The sequence below is a fragment of the Rhodoblastus sphagnicola genome, assembly GCF_002937075.1.
In the GTDB taxonomy this organism is placed as follows: domain Bacteria; phylum Pseudomonadota; class Alphaproteobacteria; order Rhizobiales; family Beijerinckiaceae; genus Rhodoblastus; species Rhodoblastus sphagnicola.
Window position 1 is genome coordinate 76,356 of sequence record NZ_NHSJ01000100.1, and the last position, 14,651, is coordinate 91,006.

Genomic DNA, 14,651 nt, shown 5'->3' on the forward strand with positions numbered 1-14,651 from the left:
TGCTCCCGATAAGTTTCGTGTAAAAACAATAATTTAGCTCTGGCGCGCCTAATCAGGGGCGCATCTTGCCGCCTGCAACCTTTTGCAACCTGAGGCACAATAAGACAATGTGTGTCACACAAAGCACAGCGGCGAACCAGGCGCCCTGCCATTTTTCAATTGGCCGCTTCCGAAAGCTCACGGGCCGTTGCCGGCGGCGAGCGAAGGTCTCAATCGGGTCGACACGAGGCGTCGGCGGGCGATGCCGGGAAGGACGGCTTCGACCCAATTCAAGCCATCAGCCTCGCCGGCATCCGCCTAGACCGCATAAAGTCGTTCATACAAATTGCGGATCATCCCCGCCGTCGCGCCCCAGATATAGCGGTCCTCCCAGGGCATGGCGAAGAACTGGCGCTCCTGGCCCTGCCACAGTCTGGCGTGAAGCTGGTGATTGGCCGGGTTCATCAAAAAATCCAGCGGCGTCTCGAACACATCATCCACTTCGGCGCCATCGGGCGCGAGGTCGAGCGGCGGCCGGGTCAGGCCGAGCACCGGGAAGACGCGAAAGCCGGTCGAGGTCTGGTAGGGATCGAGACAGCCCAAAATCTCGACTTTTTCGCGCGCGAGGCCGATTTCCTCCTCCGCCTCGCGCAGGGCGGCGGCAACAGGCGATTCGCCGCTCTCAATCTTGCCGCCGGGAAAGGCGATCTGGCCGGAATGGTCGCGCAGCGTCGCGGCGCGGCGGGTGAGCAGCAGGAAGGCGTTGTCGCCGCGCAGAACGACAGGGGCCAGCACGGCGGCGGGACGCGTGGGGGCGCGGGCTTCTTCCGCCGTCAGCGGATGGTTGAGCCGGTGGTCGCCGTTTTCAGGGCGCGCGCCGAGGTCGAAGGCCGTTTCCGGCCAACTGTTCGCCAGCTTGGCGCGGGCGCGGGCGAAAAAATCGTGGGGCGAGAACATCAGGTATCCTGGAGATCGCGCATCGGCGCCATGGGAAAGAAGGTTCCCGCCGACCACACCCCAAAAACATCCTCGCCGCCGATTTTTTCCGCGCGCCCCCATTCCGCGAGATCGTAGAACAGGGCGCGCTTGACCAAGGCCCAGAGGTCGTCGCGCACCAACACATAGGGTTTCAGGCCTTCGCTTTCGCCCGGCTCGAAGCGCAGCGGGTTTGTTGCGGAAATCTCCACCCACTCGTCCACATTGGTGCGCAACTTCAGCACCTGGGCCTCGCCCTCGCCTTCGCGCGAAAACTCCACGCCGAGAAAGGGCGCGTCCTCCACGGTGATCCCGACCATTTCGACCGGCGTGACCAGCACGTAGCGCTCGGGGTCCTTGCGCAGGATGGAGGAAAACAGTTTGACCAGCGACGGCCGCCCGATCGGCGTCCCCCCGTAGAACCAGGTCCCGTCGCGGGCGATGCGCATGTCGATGTCGCCGCAAAACGGGGGATTCCACAGATGCACCGGCGCCGGGCCGCGCTCGGGGGCCAGAGCCTGGCTGAGACCGCGCAGGGGATCCATATCCGAAACCGCTCCCAAAACTTCCTTGCCGAGACTTCTGTGCAAAGCGCTTCCTTGCAAAGCCTTGCGAACCTATATTGTTGGTTCGGTCGCGACAATCAGGCGCCCTCAGCCTCCAGGAAACGTTCCGCATGAATTACCCCGCCGGCCTCAGCGCCAGCCAGATGGAGCAGAAGGCGCGGGATGCGCTGGAAAAGCTTAGCCAAGCCCGCGCGGCCGTCGCCGAGCAGATTTTCGGCCAGGACGAGGTGGTGGAGGAGGCGCTCGCCGCCATCCTCTCCGGCGGCCACGCCCTGTTCGTCGGCGCCCCCGGCCTCGCCAAAACCCGGCTGGTCGATACGCTGGGAAAAGTCTTGGGCCTCGACGCCGCCCGTGTCCAGTTCACGCCGGACCTGATGCCATCAGACATTCTCGGCTCCGAAGTTTTGGAGGAGGGGGCCGGCGGCAAGCGCGCCTTCCGCTTCATCAAGGGGCCGATTTTCGCGCAATTGCTGATGGCCGACGAGATCAACCGCGCCAGCCCGCGCACCCAATCCGCCCTGTTGCAGGCCATGCAGGAATATCACGTCAGCATAGCCGGCGCGCGCTTCGACCTGCCGCGCCCGTTCCACGTGCTGGCGACGCAAAACCCGCTGGAGCAGGAGGGAACCTACCCGCTGCCCGAGGCGCAACTCGACCGCTTCCTGTTGCAGATCGACGTGGATTACCCCGACCGCGCCGCCGAAAAGCGCATCCTGATCGAAACCACCGGCGCCGCGCGGAAAGAACCGCGCGCGGTTCTCGACGCCGACGATCTCATGGAGATTCAGGATCTGGTGCGGCTGATGCCGGTCGGCGAATCCGTGGTCGATTGCATTCTGGACATCGTCCGCGCCGCCCGTCCCGGCGAGGGGCCGGAGGAGCTGACCAAGAACATTTCCTGGGGGCCGGGGCCGCGCGCCTCACAGGCGTTGATGCTGGCGACCCGCGCGCGCGCCCTGTTGCGCGGACGGCTCGCCCCCAGCAAGGCCGACGTCCTCGCGCTGGCCGCCCCCGTGCTGAAACACCGCATGGCCCTGAACTACGCCGCCCGCGCCGATGGCGACACGGTTTCCGCCGCGATTGACCGCCTGCTGCAAAGATTCGCCTGATGGCGGCAGGTTTCCAGCCGCAACAAGACATCCGCCCCGACGCCGCCAAAAGCCGCGCGGCGGTGGATCTGGCGCGGCGCTTGCCCGGCCTGACCCTGTCGGCGCGCCACGCCGCCGCTTCGGTCGCCGCCGGCCTGCATGGGCGCCGCCGCGCCGGCATGGGCGAGAATTTCTGGCAGTTCCGCCCGTTCATCTCCGGCGAGGCGGCGCAAAACGTCGATTGGCGCCGCTCCGGCCGCGACGACCGCCTCTATGTGCGCGAGCGCGAATGGGAGGCGGCGCAGGTTCTGTGGGTCTGGGCCGACCTGTCGCCCTCGATGAACTTTCGCTCGACGCTGGCGGAAAACACCAAGGCGGATCGCGCGCTGGTGCTGGCGCTGGCCCTGGCCGACGCCTGCGTGCGCGGCGGCGAGCGCGCGGGCTGGCTGGGCGTGACGCCGCTGTTTTCCTCCGCCGACGTGATCGAGCGCCTCGCCCTCGCCCTTCTGGCCGAGGCGCGCCGCGACGGCGACGCCTTCCCCGATCTCCCCCCGGTCGCCCGGCTGCGCCCGCGCGAAAAAGTGGCCCTCATCGGCGATTTCCTGGTCGAACCGGAAAAATTCGACGCGACGCTGGCGCGGCTGTCGGCGCAGGGCGCGCGCGGTTGCGCGCTGATGGTGTTCGACCCGGTCGAACAAAGCTTTCCCTTCGCCGGCCAGACCGAATTTTTTGACGAATCCGGCGCCAAACTGCGCGCCGGCCGCGCCGAGGATTTTTCCGAGCTTTACGCGCAAAAGCTGGCGGCGCATCGCGCGGCGTTGGCGGATTCGGCCCGCGCCCGCGGCTTCACCTTTGCCTTGCACGCCACCGACCGCCCGGCGACCGAAGCCCTGTTGCGTCTGCGCCAGGGCTTGGGGGAGGGCAGATGAACCTTCTGCTCGCCTTTTCCTCGCCGTGGATTCTGCTGGCCCTCGCCGGCGCCCCGGCCCTCTATTTCCTGCTGCGGGTGACGCCGCCGCCGCCGAAACAAATCGCCTTTCCGCCGCTCAAACTGATTCTCGGCGAGCGCCGCGACGACGCCACCCCCGCGCGCACGCCGTTATGGCTGCTGCTGCTGCGCATGGCGCTGGCGGCGCTGATCGTGCTGGCCATGGCTGGCCCGACGCTGAACCCGCCCGGCGCGGCCGGGGGCAGGGGGCCGCTGCTGCTGCTGATCGACAATTTCTGGACGGCGGCGCCGGATTTTTCCGCGCGGCAGGCGGCGGCGACCCGTCTTCTGGAAGCGGCGGCGCGGGAAAACCGCCCCGCCGCCGTGCTCGGCCTCGCCGAAAAGCCATTCATCAGCCTCGAAGACCCCGGCGCCGCGCTCGCCCGCCTGCGCGCCCTGACGCCGCGTCCCTACCTGCCGCCGCGCGCGCCGTCCCTGCCGGCGATTGAAACCTTCCTGCGCGAACATGGCGGCGATCTGGTCTGGCTGAGCGACGGCCAGCAGGACGCGGACGGACGCGCCTTCGCGGAAAAAATTTCCGCGCTGGCGCCGGGCGCGGCGCTGCTGACCGGCGACAGGCCGCCGCGCGCCCTGACCGGCGCGCGCAACGGCTCCGATGCGCTCGAAGTCGATGTTTTACGCGCGCAAAATGGCGCGCCAGAGGGTGTCGTGCGCGCCTTTGACGCGCATGGCGCGCCCCTGGGCGATTCCGCCTTCACGTTCGGCGCGGACAACCACGCGATCGCGCGGCTCACGCTGCCGCTGCAATTGCGCAACGATGTCGCCCGCCTCGCGCTGTTGGGCGAGGCGTCGGCTGGCGGCGTGTTCCTGCTCGATTCCGGCGCGCGGCGCCGCCGTGTCGGCCTCGTCGGCGGCGCCAAACCCGACCAGCCGCTGCTGTCGCCGCTGTATTACCTGCGCAAGGCGCTGCTCCCCCATGCCGATCTGCGCGAGGAAAAGCCCGGCGAGCCCGATCCGATCGGCCGTCTCATTGGCGAGGGCGCCGACGTGCTCATCCTCGCTGATATGGTGCTGGCGCCGGATGCGCGCGAAAAGCTGAAGAAATTTCTGGATGCCGGCGGAACCGTCGTGCGTTTCGCCGGCCCGCATCTCGCCGCCGCCCCGGACGACCTGCTGCCGGTCAAACTGCGGCGCGGCGGACGCACGCTCGGCGGCGCCCTGTCGTGGGAGCGGCCGAAAACGCTTGCGCCTTTCGACGAGGGCGGCCCCTTCGCCGGCCTCACTCCTCCCGCCGACGCCAATGTGTCCAGACAGATCCTGGCCGAACCCGAGCCGGGCCTGCCGCAAAAAACCTGGGCGCGCCTCGCCGACGGCACGCCGCTGGTGACGGCGGAGGCGCGCGGCGCCGGCGCGCTGATCCTGTTCCATATCGCCGCCGAAAACTCATGGTCGAACCTGCCGCTGTCCGGGCTGTTCGTGGACATGCTGAAAAAAATCCTCGCCCGCGCCGGCGCGGTTGGTCCCGTATCTTCCGCGCAGGGGGAGGGCCTGCTGCCCGTGCTGAAAAATCTCGACGGGTTCGGAACGCTCGGCCCTCCGGCGACGGAAGCGCGCGCGCTGCCGGCCAAGGGGGAAACGACGCCGGACGCCGAGCATCCGCCCGGCTATTACGGCGCGGCTGAAGCGCCGCGCGCGCTAAATGCCTTTGCGGATCAGGCGTTCAAGCCGCTCGATTTGTCCGGTCTCGGCTTTAACGCGCAAAACCTCGGCGCCGCGCGTGAAAAAATCGATCTGCGCGGGCCGCTGCTGCTGCTGGCGGCGCTGCTCGCCCTGGCCGACGCCTTCGCCGCGTTCTGGTTGGGAGACTCCTGGCGCCGGCAGGCGGCGCCGGTCGCGCTGGCGTTGCTGGTCCTGCTCGCGCCGCCGCCCGCCCGCGCGCAAGAGGCAAAGTCCTACCAGCCGGCGCTGACGCCTTCGCTGGCCTATGTCGTCACCGGCGACAGCCATGCCGACCGCATCAGCGCGCTAGGGTTGAAATCCCTGTCGGAAACCGTGTCGCAGCGCACCTCGTTCAATCCCGGCGCGCCGCGCGCCGTCGATCCCGCGCGCGACGAACTCGCCTTTTATCCGATGCTCTACTGGCCGGTGTCGCCGGACGCGCCGCAGCCGAGCGCGCAGGTCGCGCAAAAGATCGCCGCTTACATGAAACAGGGCGGCCTGCTGCTGTTCGACACCCGCGACGCCGCCCAACAGTTTGAAGGCGGCGAGACCACGCCGGCGCAGGACTGGCTCAAACTGTTTCTGCAAAAACTCGATCCGCCCCCGCTCGCGCCGGCGCCGAGGAACCACGTGATCTTCCGCACCTTCTACCTTCTGGAAGGTTTTGCCGGGCGTGTCGAAAACGGCCCGGTCTATATCGAGGCGCTGCCGCCCGACAATGAGGGCGAAAAGGCGCCCGCGCGCGCCGGCGATGGGGTTTCGCCGGTCATTATCGCCTCGACCGACCTCGCGGCGGGCTGGGCCAGCGATCAATGGGGCGAGGCGCTCTATCCGTCAGGCGGGGATGCGATCCGGAGCCATGAACTGGCGCTGCGTGGCGGCGTCAACATCGTGATGTACACGCTGACCGGCAATTACAAGGCCGATCAGGTCCATGTGCCGGAACTGCTGGAAAGGCTGGGGCAATGAGCCAGTACGGCCTGTCGTTCGCGCCGCTGGTTCCGCCTTGGGCGCTCGCTTTGCTGGCGGTGGCGGCTGTGGCCCTGATCGGCGCGCTGGTGTGGCGGCGCCGGCGCGGCGCGCTCTGGCGCGGCTTGGCCTTCGCCGCGCTGCTCGCCGCGCTGTCCGGCCCGTCGCTGGTCGAGGAGACGCGCGAACCCCTGCGCGATGTGGTCGCGGTGGTGGTGGATCGCACCGGCTCGCAAAAATTCGAAAACCGCGCGGCGCAAACCGAAAACGCGCGCAAAACCTTGCAGGCGGCGCTGGAAAACCTCGGCGGCGTCGATATCAAGACGATCGAGGCGGGCGACGCGCCGGACGGGGAGGGCACCCGCCTGTTCGCAGCCGTGGACAACGGCCTCGCCGATCTGCCGGCGGAACGTCTGGCCGGCGTGTTCATGGTCACCGACGGCGTCGTCCACGACATACCGGCGACGCCGCGCATAAAAGCGCCTGTTCATGTGCTGGTGACCGGCCACCAAGGCGAGCGCGACCGCCGCATTGAGCTGGTCGAGGCGCCGCGCTACGGGCTGATCGGCAAGGAGGTCGTCTTCACCGTCAAAGTCGAGGAAAGCAACGGGCCGGGCGAGGCGGTGGAGGTGACGGTCAAGCGCGACGGCGCGCTGGCGACGCGCGTGCTGGCGCGGCCGGGCCGGGCCGTGAAAATCCCGGTCAAACTCGAACATGGCGGCGCCAATGTCATTGAGTTCGAAGCCGAGGCCATGCCCGGCGAACTCAGCGAAATCAACAACCGGGCTTTGGCTTCGGTCGAGGGGGTGCGCGATCATTTAAAGGTCTTGCTGGTGTCGGGCGAACCCAATCCGGGCGAGCGCGCCTGGCGCAACCTGTTGAAAGCCGACGCCAATGTCGATCTGGTGCATTTCACGATTTTGCGGCCCCCGGAAAAGATCGACGGGACGCCGGTGCGCGAACTCGCGCTGATCGCCTTCCCGACCGCCGAGCTGTTCGGCCAGAAAATCAACGAATTCGACCTGATCCTGTTCGACCGCTATTCCAACATGGGCCTGCTGCCGCCGGTCTATTTCGACAATATCGTCAATTATGTGCGGCGCGGCGGCGCCTTCGCCATCGTCGCCGGCCCCAATTTTTCGCGCGGCGACGGGTTGTTTTACACGCCGATCGGCCGGCTGATCCCGGCGCGGCCCACCGGCGAAGTTTTCGAGACGCCGTTCCGTCCCACCCTGTCGGAGATCGGCGCCCGCCATCCCGTCACGCGCGACCTGCCCGGTTCGGCGCAAAAGCCGCCGGGCTGGAGCGAATGGTTCCGTCAGGAACAGTCCGAGGTTTTGCGCGGCGCCGCCGTGTTGAACGGGGCGGGCGATGCGCCCTTGCTGGTGTTGTCGCGCGAGGGCAAGGGCAGGGTGGCGCTGCTGCTCAGCGATCAATTGTGGCTGTGGGCGCGCGGGTTTCAGGGCGGCGGCCCCTATGAGGAGCTGATGCGGCGCATGGCGCATTGGCTGATGAAGGAGCCGGACCTCGACGAGGAGGTTTTACGGGGAAAAGTCGCCGGGGCCGATCTCGTGGTCGAGCGGCAGACGCTGGCCGCGCGGGCTGGGCCGGTCCATGTCACCGCGCCCTCGGGCCAGGAGAGCGAACTCACGCTGGAGCCGGCCGGCCCCGGCCTGTTCAGGGGCCGCGTCGCACAGGCGGAACTGGGCCTGTACCGGCTGAGCCAGGGCGAATTGACCGCTTTGGTCCCGGTCGGGCCGCAAAATCCGCTGGAATATCGCGAACTGGTCTCGACGACGGAAAAACTCCGCCCGCTGGCGGAAGCGACCGGCGGCGCGGTGTGGCGCATCGGCGCGGCCGGAACCGACGCGGTCAAACTCCCCCGTCTCGTGAGCTTGAGCGACAGCCCCTCCTATGCCGGCGCGGATTTTATGGCGATTCGCCGCACCGGCGCGAGCGTCGCGCGCGGCTTGTCGCTCACCCCGCTCGCCGTTGGGGTGTCCGGCCTGCTGGTCCTGCTCGGCCTCGTGATCGGCGCTTGGGCGCGGGAAGGCCGGGCCTGGGAAGGCCGGGGTTGGAAAGGTCGAGCCTGGCGCGTTCGGCGGCGCTAAAACTCGCCCTTCGCCGCCACCTTTCCTTAACGGAACACGCTTAACGTACCGAAAAGCCGGTTAATCGAGTGTTCCATCATGTTCTCCGACTTTTTCCCGACCGTCGGCAATCTGGCCTTTCTCGTGCTGTTCGCGCTGCTGGGGCTGGCCCTGCGCGATTTCGCCCGTGAAAAGACGGAGCCGGCGCCGGAGGCGGAGCCGGAACTCGACCCCCGTTGCTTCGCGCCGGCGGCCCGTGTCGAGGCCGTGCTGGCGCCATCGCGCGGCGCCGTTCGCGTCGAGCGTCGCGTCGCCTCGCGTCCCGTAAAAGTCGAGCGCCGCAGGGCGCTGGCGCCCGAGGGGGCGCAAGCGGAAGCGCCGGTCGAGGAGATCGTCGCTTATGAGAGCGTCGTCGCGCGCCTCGTTCCGCAAGTGCCGATTCGCCGCGACGAAAAGGCGCGCAACTGGTTCGGCGGCGAGCCGGAAATGCCGGCCGCCATGCCCTGGCCGAAATTCTCCGGGCGGCGCGGCCTGTTCCTGGCCCAGATCTGCTGCGCCGACCTCCCGGACGGGATCTGGAATGGTCTCGGACCGCGCCGGGGTTGGCTCGCCTTCTTCATCGATCCGCACGACGGTCGCGAATTGCGCGCGCTGCATTTCGCCGAGCGCGCCGCGCCCCGGCCGGCCCCGTCGCCGGGGGCCTGCTGCGTCTGGCCGCAGTCCGGCCTCTTAAGCGGCGACGCCGACGGTCCCCGCCGCATCGACGCCTTTCCGCGCTGGCCGCTGGATATTGTCGCCGTCAGCGCCGCCGACGAAGGCCAGGCGGGCGATCCCCGCCGCGCGGAGGGCGCCGACGAGGCGCGCCATGGCTTCAAGCGCGCCGGATTCGATCTCGCCAGCCCGGAGCATCATCCGTTCGACTGGGCGTCCGCGCTCGCCTTCTGCGACGTGGCGCTCGCCGCCATGGCGCGACGCCGCGCCCTGATCAAGGCGTCCTTGCCCGATGTCGAGAAGCCGCTCGCCAGCGCCCGCAGGCAGATCGAGCTTGGCGGCATGACCGGGGCCATGCTCGGCGAAATGCAGCGCAGGACCGAGGATTTGCCGAAGGTCATCGAGGGCTGGAAAACCGCCATCGCCGCGCTCGACGCCGCGCTGGAGCAGGTCAAGACGATGGCCGAGACGTGGCGCGAGCGCGAGAAAAGCGAGCCGTTGTCGCAGGAGATCGCGACCGAACTGATGGCGCAGGCGCGGGCGATCGAACTTATCCATGTCGAGCGCGCGCCCGATCCCGAACGCGGCCCCGGCGCCGAAAGGGTGCTGGTGACGCGCCTGCCGCTCACCACGCATCGGCCCGACGCCAGCCTGTTCGTCCACGATTATGAGACGTTGCGCGAGGATTGGGCCAAACACGCCTGGTGCGCCGATCCCGACGTCCTGCCGGAGGCGCAGCGCGTCTGGTTCGAAGCGCGCTGGCGCGACCTCGCCGCGCATGAAATGAGCGGCATGGGGCATAGGCCGTTCCGCGACATCGCCGGCTTCAACCCGGACAGCCAAACCGTCCTGGTCGAATTCGCCTCCAGCGAATTGCTCAAATGGCGTTTCGGCGCCGATGGCGCGCTCGCGGCGGTGATCGACGACAGCGCGCTCACGCAGAGCGATTTTACGCGGCTGCGCTCGCAGATCTCCGATTAGAGCATTTTGTTTTCACGCGTTTTCTTGACGCGAACCGGCATCCACTTCGCTTGAAAACGCTAGCCCGACGTGACGAGGCCGCGCAGTTCGCGGGCGCCGGGCTGCAATTCGAAAAACAGGATGCGGCCGGGATCGACCGGACCGGGAAACACGAACTGCCCGAAGCCGGCGCGGACGAAGCCGAGGCGCTCATAGAACGGCGGGTCGCCGACCAGCAGCGTCAAACCATGTCCGGCGGCCTTGGCGGCGTCGAGCGATCTTTGCGCCAGCGCCTCGCCGACGCCGCGCGCGCGGAAGGGCTCCTCGACAGTCAGAGGCCCGAGCAGCAGGGCGGGGGCGCCGCCGATGGCGATTCGGGTCAGGGTGCAGGCGCCCACCAGCATGCCGCCGATGCGGGCGATGGTGGACAGCGACAGCTCGGGCGCGACTCCTTCGCGCAGGCGATAGGCGGTCTTGGCGAAACGTCCGGGGCCGAAGGCGCGCTCCTCCAGCTTCTGGATGGCGGGCAGATCGGCGGGCGTCTGCAAGGCGAAGGCGAGCGACAATTCGGTCATGCGCGGTCTGTCCTTGGGCGCGAGTTCCTTGGGGCGCGGGTTTACCCTATCCGGCGCAAAAAACAACGCCGGCCGTCCGCGAGGACGCCCGGCGCAGTGTCGAAGCGCGCTGTCGCGGCTTACTTGGAGCCGTCGGCCTTGAACTGGGAAATGTAAGCCCAGACGTTGTCGCGGTCGCCTTCAGCCGGCAGGCCGGGGAAGGTCATCTTGGTGCCGGGAACCTTCTTCTGCGGCGCGGTGATGTATTCCTTGAAGGTGGCCTCGTCCCAGGTGATGCCCGAATTCTTGTTGGCGTCCGAATAGGTGAAGCCTTCGGACTGGCCGCTCTTGCGGCCGGCGATGCCGTTGAGCGAGGGGCCGACGCCGTTCTTGGCCCCGGGGCCGATCTTGTGGCAGGCGGCGCACTTCAGGAAGACCTTTTGCCCGGCGTCGGGATCTCCGGCGGCGAAAGCCGAGGAAGAGGCGAAGGCGAGAACGGCCGCGGCCGACAAAGCGTGAATGAGTTTCATTCTTGTTTCCTTCCTATCTCGGGACCGAACGTCCTGACCGGCGCAAATGACCGTGGGTTACCCGCATGGAATCTCCAGCGCACGCACTAAATAGGACCAGACGGCGCCGCTGACAATCGGGCGTTTCGCCTAGATGCCCTGTACTTTCGCGGCATTCGGCCTAAAAATCAGGCATGGACCGAAGGGAGGCGCGATGGCGGAGGCGTTCGATCTTGACCGCGAGCGGCGAACCTTAAGGGAAAGCTTCGGTTTCGACGATTTCCTGCCCCAGCAGCGCGAGGCCGTGGCCGCCGCGCTGGCGGGCGAGGACGTGTTCGTGCTCTGGCCGACGGGCGGCGGCAAGAGCCTGATCTATCAATATCCGGCTTTGACCCGGCCCGGCCTTTGTCTGGTGGTCTCGCCGCTGATCGCCCTGATGCGCGATCAGGTGGCGAAGCTGCGCGCGCGCGGGCTGGCGGCGGGCGCGCTGCATATGGACCAGGACCCGGCGCAAGCGACAGCCTGTCGCCGCGCCCTGGCCAAGGGCGACTTGCGCCTGCTCTATGTCTCGCCGGAGCGCCTGGCCGACCCCGAGTCGCGCGCGAGGTTGAGAGATGCGGGCGCGCGCATGATGGCTGTGGACGAAGCCCATTGCGTCTCGCAATGGGGCCACGATTTCCGCCCGGACTATGGCCGAATCGCGGAAGCCGCGGCGGCGCTGGGCGTCTCGCAGATGCTCGCGGCCACCGCGACGGCCGCGCCGCGCACGCGCGACGAGATCGTTGCCAAACTGTTTGCGCGCCCGCCAAAACTGATCCTCGGCTCGTTTCGGCGCAAGGCCATCAGCCTGTCGGTCGAGTCCTGCGCCGGCGATCCCTCCCGCCGCATCGTTGAACTGGTCGCGGCGCGGCGCGGCCAATGCGGCATCGTCTATTGCGCGTCGCGCCGCCAGACCGAGTCCGTCGCCGCGACCCTGGTCGAGGCCGGGCTGCCGGCCGCCGCCTATCACGCGGGACTGCCGGCGCAGGCGCGCGAGGCGCGGCAGGACGAATTCGTGGCGCGCGCGGATGGCGTGATGGTCGCGACCGTCGCCTTCGGCCTCGGCGTGGACAAGCCCGACGTGCGCTACATCATCCATGCCGGCCTGCCGGACCATATCGAGACGCTTTATCAGGAAACCGGCCGCGCCGGGCGCGACGGGCTGCCGGCCGAGGCCATCGCGCTGTTCGATCCGCGCCGCCTCGCCGCGCTGCGCGACGCCCGGCTGGAGATCGCCCGGATCGACGCGGCGTCCGGAGAGCGGGCCGAGGCGCTGACGCATTATTTCGTGACGACCGGCTGCCGCGAACAGGCGCTGCTGGCGCCGCTCGGCGAAGCCTGTCCGCCCTGCGGGCAATGCGACAATTGCCGGCGCGGCGCGCTTGGCGGCGCGGTCCGCGCCTTGCGCGGCGTCCCGGAGGCGGCGCGGGCAGGCGTCAGACGGCTGGCCGCGCGCGCCATCGGCCGCTGGACCGCCCCCGCGCTTGCGCCCCCGGCGCCCGAGCCGGCGGATGAAGCTTGCCTTGGCGAGTCCGAGCCCGCGCTGTTGGAGGTCGCCGCGCTCACCGTGGTCGAGGCGCGCCGGTTGCGCGGACTGCGCGAGGCGCGCAACCGGCTGGCGCGAAGCTTGAGCGTCGCGCCCGCGCGTCTGATCGGCGAAGCCGGACTGGCGCGGCTCGCCGTCGAGCCGCCGGAAAGCCTTGCTGTCCTGCTGGCGCGCGCCGGCGATGAAACCGGGCTGCTCGCGCGCCACGGCGCGGCGCTGCTGGAGGTCGCGCGGCGGAGCGACGACTGAACTTGCGTCCGGGCCAACGGACGAACCAACGCGCGCAACCTTCGCGTGTTTTCGGGCGCCGCATCGAATGGCAAGGCAATTCTTATCTGACTGAAATTGTGAAAGGAAGAGAATGTAAAGCATGCTTACAAAATCAGGAATTCGAGCGGAAACGTAACATTCACGCCATCTTTGAGCGATTAAGCTGAGGCATGACAGTTGCGTAAGGGTGTGAGGTTTTACCGATCTGGTGTCCCGATGCATCCAGTGATCTGGCAGATGACGTTGAGGAAGGCGTTGCGAGGCCAGCGCCGCTTGAGGAGCGTTCGGCAATGACAAAAATGGTCGATTTTTCATCGCTTCCTTCGGCGACGCCGCTCGAAGGCGTGACCGCCCCAATTTTGGCGCGCAAGGGTCTGGCGCCGGCCTGGCTCGACCGGAGGCGCGCGACCCTCGACGTTCATTTCGACCCGGACCATGGCGCGGTCTGGTGCGCGATGCGGCATGAGAATTCCGTGAGCTGGACCTTGCCAATGCTGCGCGAACTCAACGCGCTCGCCGATGATGTGCGCGCGCAAGCGCAAGCGGGCGAGACGCCGGTGAAATTCCTGGTCGGAAGCTCGCAGCGGCCGGGCGTGTTCAACATGGGCGGCGATCTCGGCTATTTTCTCGACCGCGTGCGCGCCCGCGACGAAGCCTCGTTGCGCGCCTACGCCTACGCGTGCTGCGACGCGATCCACAACAATTATCACGGCTTCGACGCGCCCGTGGTCACGATCGCGCTGCTCGAGGGCGATGCGCTGGGCGGCGGGCTGGAGGCGGCGCTGAGTTGCCAGATCATCATCGCCGAACGCGGGATCAACCTGGGCTTTCCCGAGGCGCTGTTCCACACTTTTCCCGGCATGGGCGCCTACAGCCTGCTGGCGCGCCGCCTCGACGGCGCGCGGGCCGAGAAAATGATGCTGAGCGGCCGCATGTACAAGTCCGAAGAGTTTTTCGACATGGGGCTGATCGACATCCTCGCGGAAAAGGGCGAGGGCGCGGCGCGGGCGCAAGCCTATATCGCCGAGCATTCCAAGCGCCAGAAACTGCTGGTCGCCATGGGGCAAGTGCGGCGCCGCGTCGCGCCGCTGACGCTACAGGAACTTCGCGACATCACCGACATCTGGGTGGATTCGGTGATGGATCTGGCGCCGATCAACCTGCGCAAGATGGAGATGCTGGCGCTGGCTCAGGACCGGTTGTTCGGCCAGACCTCGACCGAGCGGTTCAAATGAGCCGCGCGACGGAGTCCTGGCCGCGCGCCTGACGAAAACGGCGCGCTCCCGCCGAGAGCGCGCCGCGACTGTCAGCTCGGGCGCGATCCGCCGCCCGGTTCGCTCACCACACCGCGGCGAGCACGCCCGTCATGAAGGCGAAGGCGGCGCAGATCGAGACGATTTCAACCTTGAGAGCGGTGACCATGTTTCTCACTCCACGTGATCGAGGAAACCACTCGTAACGAGAGGTTAACAACGCGAGACTTAATTTTCCGTTTTCTTTCCAAAAATTTAGGATTTGTGACAGCAAACGCCAATCTCAAAATCCGTGCAGGACCGCTCCAATTGGGTGCATGTCGCGTGGACATGATCAAGAATTGGGCAGGGGCGCCAACCATTTGCCGGTCCGCCGCAAATGCGCGATGACACCATGTGAGGTGATATGGACTCGAATTCGACTGAATTGAGGCGAGGTGGAGATTTATGACGGGTGAGGCGCGGGGGTGCGGA

Annotated in this window: 11 protein-coding genes; 7 read left to right on the forward strand and 4 right to left on the reverse strand. The window is 67.7% G+C overall.

Annotated elements, in window-relative coordinates; all coding sequences use genetic code 11:
• Nucleotides 1-297 precede the first annotated feature (297 nt).
• Together CCR94_RS16700 and CCR94_RS16705 are read right to left on the reverse strand one after the other, a co-directional pair.
• On the reverse strand, nt 298-936 hold the full coding sequence (locus tag CCR94_RS16700; protein ID WP_104508979.1) for a CoA pyrophosphatase: 639 nt from the start codon (nt 934-936) through the stop codon (nt 298-300).
• The gene (locus tag CCR94_RS16705) at nt 936-1,499 is read right to left on the reverse strand and encodes a DUF1285 domain-containing protein (RefSeq protein ID WP_104508980.1); all 564 of its coding nucleotides are present in this window, start codon (nt 1,497-1,499) and stop codon (nt 936-938) included. The genes CCR94_RS16700 and CCR94_RS16705 overlap by 1 nt, the downstream gene beginning before the upstream one ends.
• 131 nt (nt 1,500-1,630) lie before the next feature.
• Here CCR94_RS16705 and CCR94_RS16710 point away from each other — a divergent pair, with 131 nt between their 5' ends.
• The 5 genes from CCR94_RS16710 to CCR94_RS16730 all read left to right on the forward strand — a co-directional run bounded on the left by CCR94_RS16710 (nt 1,631) and on the right by CCR94_RS16730 (nt 10,027).
• Nucleotides 1,631-2,629 carry an AAA family ATPase gene (locus CCR94_RS16710; protein ID WP_104508981.1) on the forward strand — a complete coding sequence of 333 codons (999 nt, stop codon included), beginning with the start codon at nt 1,631-1,633 and terminating at the stop codon, nt 2,627-2,629.
• Nucleotides 2,629-3,537, forward strand: coding sequence for a DUF58 domain-containing protein (locus CCR94_RS16715; protein WP_104508982.1), 909 nt, complete (start codon nt 2,629-2,631; stop codon nt 3,535-3,537). Before CCR94_RS16710 ends, CCR94_RS16715 begins: the two co-directional genes overlap by 1 nt.
• A complete protein-coding gene (locus tag CCR94_RS16720; protein WP_104508983.1) occupies nt 3,534-6,245 on the forward strand; it encodes a DUF4159 domain-containing protein in 2,712 nt (903 codons plus the stop codon). The genes CCR94_RS16715 and CCR94_RS16720 overlap by 4 nt, the downstream gene beginning before the upstream one ends.
• On the forward strand, nt 6,242-8,356 hold the full coding sequence (locus CCR94_RS16725) for a hypothetical protein (RefSeq protein WP_104508984.1): 2,115 nt from the start codon (nt 6,242-6,244) through the stop codon (nt 8,354-8,356). Before CCR94_RS16720 ends, CCR94_RS16725 begins: the two co-directional genes overlap by 4 nt.
• A 78-nt stretch (nt 8,357-8,434) precedes the next feature.
• Nucleotides 8,435-10,027, forward strand: coding sequence for a DUF1963 domain-containing protein (locus CCR94_RS16730; RefSeq protein ID WP_104508985.1), 1,593 nt, complete (start codon nt 8,435-8,437; stop codon nt 10,025-10,027).
• Nucleotides 10,028-10,086: 59 nt separating this feature from the next.
• Here CCR94_RS16730 and CCR94_RS16735 read toward each other — a convergent pair whose 3' ends face one another.
• Both CCR94_RS16735 and CCR94_RS16740 read right to left on the reverse strand, forming a co-directional pair.
• Nucleotides 10,087-10,581, reverse strand: a complete 495-nt coding sequence (locus tag CCR94_RS16735) for a GNAT family N-acetyltransferase (RefSeq protein WP_104508986.1) — start codon at nt 10,579-10,581, stop codon at nt 10,087-10,089.
• A gap of 119 nt (nt 10,582-10,700) precedes the next feature.
• Nucleotides 10,701-11,090 carry a c-type cytochrome gene (locus CCR94_RS16740; protein ID WP_104508987.1) on the reverse strand — a complete coding sequence of 130 codons (390 nt, stop codon included), beginning with the start codon at nt 11,088-11,090 and terminating at the stop codon, nt 10,701-10,703.
• A gap of 193 nt (nt 11,091-11,283) precedes the next feature.
• On the opposite strand from CCR94_RS16740, the gene CCR94_RS16745 reads away from it, so the two are divergent.
• Nucleotides 11,284-12,903, forward strand: a complete 1,620-nt coding sequence (locus CCR94_RS16745; protein WP_158254803.1) for a RecQ family ATP-dependent DNA helicase — start codon at nt 11,284-11,286, stop codon at nt 12,901-12,903.
• A 311-nt stretch (nt 12,904-13,214) separates the two neighbouring features.
• Nucleotides 13,215-14,159 carry a crotonase/enoyl-CoA hydratase family protein gene (locus CCR94_RS16750; RefSeq protein WP_104508989.1) on the forward strand — a complete coding sequence of 315 codons (945 nt, stop codon included), beginning with the start codon at nt 13,215-13,217 and terminating at the stop codon, nt 14,157-14,159.
• Nucleotides 14,160-14,651 lie beyond the last annotated feature (492 nt).

Bases quoted from the DNA above. Each gene is read 5' to 3' on its own strand.
- CCR94_RS16725 (WP_104508984.1), top strand. From the start codon at position 6,242: ATGAGCCAGTACGGCCTGTCGTTCGCGCCGCTGGTTCCGCCTTGGGCG.
- CCR94_RS16700 (WP_104508979.1), bottom strand. From the start codon at position 936: ATGTTCTCGCCCCACGATTTTTTCGCCCGCGCCCGCGCCAAGCTGGCG.
- CCR94_RS16710 (WP_104508981.1), top strand. From the start codon at position 1,631: ATGAATTACCCCGCCGGCCTCAGCGCCAGCCAGATGGAGCAGAAGGCG.
- CCR94_RS16740 (WP_104508987.1), bottom strand. From the start codon at position 11,090: ATGAAACTCATTCACGCTTTGTCGGCCGCGGCCGTTCTCGCCTTCGCC.
- CCR94_RS16750 (WP_104508989.1), top strand. From the start codon at position 13,215: ATGACAAAAATGGTCGATTTTTCATCGCTTCCTTCGGCGACGCCGCTC.
- CCR94_RS16745 (WP_158254803.1), top strand. From the start codon at position 11,284: ATGGCGGAGGCGTTCGATCTTGACCGCGAGCGGCGAACCTTAAGGGAA.
- CCR94_RS16705 (WP_104508980.1), bottom strand. From the start codon at position 1,499: ATGGATCCCCTGCGCGGTCTCAGCCAGGCTCTGGCCCCCGAGCGCGGC.
- CCR94_RS16735 (WP_104508986.1), bottom strand. From the start codon at position 10,581: ATGACCGAATTGTCGCTCGCCTTCGCCTTGCAGACGCCCGCCGATCTG.
- CCR94_RS16715 (WP_104508982.1), top strand. From the start codon at position 2,629: ATGGCGGCAGGTTTCCAGCCGCAACAAGACATCCGCCCCGACGCCGCC.
- CCR94_RS16730 (WP_104508985.1), top strand. From the start codon at position 8,435: ATGTTCTCCGACTTTTTCCCGACCGTCGGCAATCTGGCCTTTCTCGTG.
- CCR94_RS16720 (WP_104508983.1), top strand. From the start codon at position 3,534: ATGAACCTTCTGCTCGCCTTTTCCTCGCCGTGGATTCTGCTGGCCCTC.